Annotated in this window: 6 protein-coding genes and 1 pseudogene; 6 read left to right on the forward strand and 1 reads right to left on the reverse strand. The window is 59.8% G+C overall.

What is annotated here, in order from left to right; genetic code table 11:
* The 6 genes from mbhE to mnhG form a co-directional block, all read left to right on the forward strand.
* Nucleotides 1-1,545 (forward strand): hydrogen gas-evolving membrane-bound hydrogenase subunit E (gene mbhE / locus PDO_RS09860; RefSeq protein ID WP_007601120.1); only part of this gene is annotated, 1,545 nt, incomplete at its 5' end.
* Nucleotides 1,545-1,874 (forward strand): Na+/H+ antiporter subunit C, encoded by a 330-nt coding sequence (locus PDO_RS09865; protein ID WP_007601124.1) that lies wholly within the window; start codon nucleotides 1,545-1,547, stop codon nucleotides 1,872-1,874. The genes mbhE and PDO_RS09865, both read left to right, overlap by 1 nt.
* A 5-nt stretch (nucleotides 1,875-1,879) precedes the next feature.
* The gene (locus PDO_RS09870) at nucleotides 1,880-3,508 is read left to right on the forward strand and encodes a monovalent cation/H+ antiporter subunit D (RefSeq protein ID WP_007601142.1); all 1,629 of its coding nucleotides are present in this window, start codon (nucleotides 1,880-1,882) and stop codon (nucleotides 3,506-3,508) included.
* Nucleotides 3,508-3,984 carry a Na+/H+ antiporter subunit E gene (locus PDO_RS09875; RefSeq protein ID WP_007601144.1) on the forward strand — a complete coding sequence of 159 codons (477 nt, stop codon included), beginning with the start codon at nucleotides 3,508-3,510 and terminating at the stop codon, nucleotides 3,982-3,984. The genes PDO_RS09870 and PDO_RS09875 overlap by 1 nt, the downstream gene beginning before the upstream one ends.
* Entirely contained in the window at nucleotides 3,981-4,262 is a 282-nt protein-coding gene (locus PDO_RS09880) for a K+/H+ antiporter subunit F (protein ID WP_007601146.1), read from the forward strand. The genes PDO_RS09875 and PDO_RS09880 overlap by 4 nt, the downstream gene beginning before the upstream one ends.
* Entirely contained in the window at nucleotides 4,262-4,615 is a 354-nt protein-coding gene (gene mnhG / locus PDO_RS09885) for a monovalent cation/H(+) antiporter subunit G (protein ID WP_037073297.1), read from the forward strand. The genes PDO_RS09880 and mnhG overlap by 1 nt, the downstream gene beginning before the upstream one ends.
* 116 nt (nucleotides 4,616-4,731) lie before the next feature.
* Here mnhG and PDO_RS09890 read toward each other — a convergent pair.
* Nucleotides 4,732-5,071 (reverse strand): annotated as a pseudogene (locus tag PDO_RS09890) (protein translocase subunit SecDF); the annotation flags it as partial.

A 5,071-nucleotide genomic window follows, 5' to 3' on the forward strand; every position in this document is an offset into this window, starting at 1 on the left:
TGCGGCCTGCCGATCGAGATCCTGGTGATTGCCTGCCTGGTGGTCGGCNTTATTCCAGCCATGTCGATCGGTCCGTTCCTGCATGTCGCCGCGACCAGTGTGCTGGGAAGCGAGATGCCGGAATACAGTCTGTCCGTCTGGCACGGGTTCAACCTGCCGCTGCTGATGAGCGTTGTCGCGATCGTGGGTGGGGTCATTCTTTATGTCGTGCTGCGCAAATATCTGGCGTCCTGCGATGACGGTCCGCCGATCCTGCGCAATCTGAAGGGCCAGCGCATTTTCGAACGTGTCCTGGTCGACGTCTCTTGGCGTTGGGCGAGACTGGCCGAGAGACGGTTTGGAACACGCAATCTCCAGCCGCAATTGCGCTGGCTGGTGGCAGTTGGTTTCCTGGCCGCATTGCTGCCGCTCTATCTTGCGCGTTTCGAGATCCGCGAGATAACGTTTACCGGCGTCGACCCGGCTTTTGCGGCCATCTGGCTGCTCGGCATCTGCCTTGCAATCGGTACGGCGATGCTCGCCAAGTATCACCGGTTGGCAGCCTTGATCATGCTCGGCGGCGTCGGATTGATCGTCTGCATCACATTCGTCTGGTTGTCCGCTCCCGATCTCGCCATCACCCAGTTGCTGGTCGAAGTCGTGACGACGGTTCTCATCCTTCTGGGCTTGCGGTGGTTGCCGAAGCGGACCGTGAACGTCGACGATCAGATCACCCTGCGTGGCCGCTTCCGGCGTTTCCGCGACCTGATGCTGGCTGTCGTCTGCGGGGTCGGAATGTCGTTTGTCGCCTATGCCGTGATGACGATGCCGGTCCCCAATGCGATCGCCAATTATTTCCTCGAAAATGCCTATGCGCAGGGCGGCGGACGCAACGTCGTGAATGTCATCCTTGTCGATTTCCGTGGTTTCGACACCATGGGGGAAATCGCTGTTCTCGGGGTCGTGGCGCTGACCGTCTACGCCTTGTTGCGCCGCTTCCGTCCGGCTGAAGACAGCTTTGAAATGCCGGAACAGCAGCAGATCCAGAACCGTTTCGATGAGGAGCGCCCCGAGCGTTCGGCCGGAGACACGGTACGCGATTATCTGATGGTGCCGTCGGTCATCATGCAGTGGCTGTTCCCGGTCATCATCACGTTCTCCGTTTATCTGTTCATGCGCGGTCACGATCTGCCGGGTGGTGGCTTCTCCGCAGGTCTGACGCTGTCGATTGCCTTCCTTCTGCAATATCTGGCGGGTGGTACACGATGGGCCGAGGACCGCATCCGCATCCTGCCTTTGCGCTGGATGGGCGCGGGTCTGCTGACCGCGGTCACGACAGGCATCGGTTCCTGGGTGCTGGGCTATCCGTTCCTGACCTCGCATTTTCGCTACATCGAAGTCCCGCTGATCGGCAAGGTTCCGGCAGCCTCCGCTTTGCTGTTCGATCTCGGGGTTTTCATGCTGGTGGTCGGGTCGACCGTGTTGATCCTTGTCGCATTGGCGCACCAGTCCATTCGCATCAACCGGCTGCGCACGATCGAGGCCAACCGAACTGAGGAGGGGTGATGGAACTCGTTTTGTCGATCGCCATCGGTGTCATGACCAGTTGCGGCGTCTGGCTGATCCTGAGACCCCGGACCTATCAGGTCATCGTCGGTCTCTCGCTTCTCTCCTATGCGGTGAACCTGTTCATTTTCGGCGTTGGAGGGGTCAAAAGCAATGTGCCGCCGATCCTGGGCGATGACGTGCTGCCATCGACCCTGACCGATCCGGTACCACAGGCACTGGTGCTGACGGCGATCGTCATCGGCTTCGCCACAACTGCACTGTTTCTGGTCGTCATGCTTGCGTCGCGCGGCCTGACCGGCAACGACCACGTTGACGGGAGGAACTGAGGCCAATGACCGGCTGGCAAAACCATCTGATCATCCTGCCGATCCTTCTGCCGATGATTGCAGCAGCGTCGTTGCTCTTCGTCGATGAACGCAGCCGCGTCACGAAGGCGATGATCAGCCTTGCAACGACGATCTTAATTGCCGGTGTGTCGATCGTGCTTCTGCAGGTCGAAAATGCATCGGAAGCATTCAACGGCGTCTATCTCGTCGGCAACTGGGTGGCGCCTTTCGGCATCGTCCTCGTGCTGGACGGGCTATCGGCGCTGATGCTGGCACTGACGTCGTTGCTGGCCGTTGCCACGCTTGTGTTCGCGCTCGCCCGTTGGCACGCGGTCGGCGCGCATTTCCACTCGATGTTCCAGATCCTGTTGATGGGGGTTAACGGCGCCTTCCTTACGGGCGACCTGTTCAACCTGTTTGTCTTCTTCGAGGTCATGCTGGCCGCATCCTATGGCTTGCTGCTGCACGGGTCCGGTGCTCTGCGGGTAAAAGCCGGGCTGCACTACATCGCCGTCAACCTGGTTGCCGCACTGTTCTTCCTCATCGGCGTCAGCCTCATTTACGGGACGACCGGCACACTCAACATGGCCGACCTTGCCGCCCGCATACCCGAGATGGAAGCCGATCGGCGCATGCTGATGGAGGCGGGTGCCGGTGTTCTCGGCATTGCCTTCCTGATCAAGGCCGGCATGTGGCCTTTGTGTTTCTGGCTGCCGACTGCCTACAGTGCGGCCTCCGCTCCGGTCGCCGGGATGTTTGCGATCCTGAGCAAGCTGGCAATCTATGTCATCCTGCGCCTGACCATGCTTTTGTTTGGCGCTGGTCCTTCCGCCGGTTTCGGGGCGGAACTGCTGCTTTTCGGCGGCATCGCAACCGTGATCTTCGGCACAGTCGGCGTGCTTGCCTCCCAGGCACTCGGCCGGCTTGCCGGTTATTCGGTTCTGGTGTCTTCGGGCACGATGCTGATGGTGCTGGGCATCAATGATGGCGCGGTGTCATCCGGAGCCTTGCTTTACCTCGTCAGTTCGACCCTGACGATCGGTGCATTCTTCATGCTAATCGAATTGGTGGAGCGGGGTCAGGACGCTGGAGCGAACGTTCTCGCGGTGACCATGGAAGCCTATGGCGAAGGTGATGACGAGGTGGAGGAAGGTGGAGGATTTGCCATGCCTGGAACCATGGCCATCCTTGGCATCTGTTTTGCAGCCTGCGGAATCCTGCTGTCGGGCCTGCCGCCGCTATCCGGATTTGTCGCCAAGTTCGCGATGCTGTCTGCGATGATGGGGGCCGGCGCGACAGGCGTTCCGCCAACCGCTGCGGTCTGGACACTGGTCGTGCTCGTCATGCTCTCCGGCGTCGCCGCATTGATCGCGATGACCCGGGCCGGCATCCGTGCTTTCTGGACGTCGATCGAGGGAACGGTTCCACGTGTTCTCGTCATCGAACTTGTGCCGGTGATGTTCCTTTTGTGCCTGACGCTCGCGCTGACGCTCCAGGCCGGTCCTGCCATGCGCTACATGGACACAACCATCCGGACGCTCAGCAATCCAACGATCTATATCGATGCGGTGAAAAATGCCGCAGCGATTGAAACGCGTGCCGGGGTTCAATCGCAAGAGACGGGAGGTAACTGATGCTTCCCTATCCACTCCTGACTATTTCGCTTGTCGTCATGTGGCTGCTGCTCAATGGCTTCAGCCTTGGCCATTTGCTGCTCGGGACCTTCGTTGCCATTTTTGCCAGCTGGGCATTCGCTGCCCTGCGTCCGGAGAAACCGCGCCTGCGCAAATGGTACCTCTTGCCAAAGCTCTTTGTCTTGGCGTTCTCGGATATCATCCGCTCGAATCTTGCCGTCGCCCGGGTGATTGTCAGTGGTCGACCGAGGGGCCATCATGCCGGTTTTCTACTGCTGCCGCTTGAGCTTGAGGATCGTACTGCGCTTGCCTTGCTCGCCGTCATTCTGACGAGCACGCCGGGTTCGGCCTGGCTTGAATATGATTCACGCGAGCGCACGGTCCTGCTGCATGTCCTCGATCTCGTCGATGAAGAGGCTTGGGTCAATACGATCAAGAACCGCTATGAGAAACTGCTGATGGAGATCTTTGCATGAGCGCTGTCATTCTCTTCACCGCGGTGTCGCTCTCGCAGATGCTTCTTGCCTGCGCCATGGCGATCGCGTCCATCCGGATGTTTCGCGGGCCGCGTGCGCAGGACCGCATCATTGGCCTGGATACGCTCTACATCAACGCAATGCTGTTGCTGGTGACGTTCGGCATTGGCACTGGACGGGTCATCTATTTTGAAGCGGCGCTCGTGATCGGCATGATCGGCTTCGTGGCGACCGTCGCACTGGCAAAATTCCTGATGCGGGGAGAGGTGATCGAATGATGCAGGCAACGGCTGACCTGCCGCTGTGGGCGGCGATACTCGTGTCCTTGTTCCTTCTGATCGGCGCATCTCTGGCGCTGATCGGCGCTGTCGGATTTCTGCGCCTGCCGACTTTCTATGAACGGCTGCACGCTCCCACGCTTGGCACCAGCTGGGGCATAGGCGGGGTGATGCTGGCATCGATGATCTTCTTCACGGTCACCTCTCAGCGCCTGGTGATCCATGAGGTCCTGATCGGAATTTTCGTGACGGTCACCACGCCGGTGACCTTCATGCTTCTGGCGCGTGCAGCCCTTCACCGGGACCGTGTAGCGAAAAATGGCAAGGCTCCTGCCAAACAGGACGGCCCCTGACGCTTGAGCCCGCACAGGATGTGTCCATGCCAGTGTAGATGAGGCCCAACTTCTTCCGTTGAGTGTCAAGGCACCCGGACGAGCCGGGTGCCCTTTCTGTTTGCAACGTCGAGGTTTCAGGCTGCTTCAGCCTGTGCTGCCACGTCGGCTGCGGCCCGGCGTCTGGTGCGCCAGTCGCCGAGGAAGAGCAGGATCGGTGCCGCGATGAAGACCGATGACGAGGCTGCGATGAAGATCCCGAAGACCATCGGGATTGCAAAGCTTTCGACGGCACTTCCGCCCCAGATCGCCATGGGCAACATGGCGAGGAATGCCGTGGCCGATGTGAAGATGCTGCGGGCCAGGGTTTCGTTGATCGACAGGTTGATCAGGTCGCGGAACGGCATCGACTTGTAGAGGCGCATGTTTTCCCGCATGCGGTCATAGACCACCACCTTGTCATTGACCGAATAGCCC

Source organism: Rhizobium sp. PDO1-076 (assembly GCF_000247475.1).
Classification (GTDB): Bacteria; Pseudomonadota; Alphaproteobacteria; order Rhizobiales; family Rhizobiaceae; genus Allorhizobium.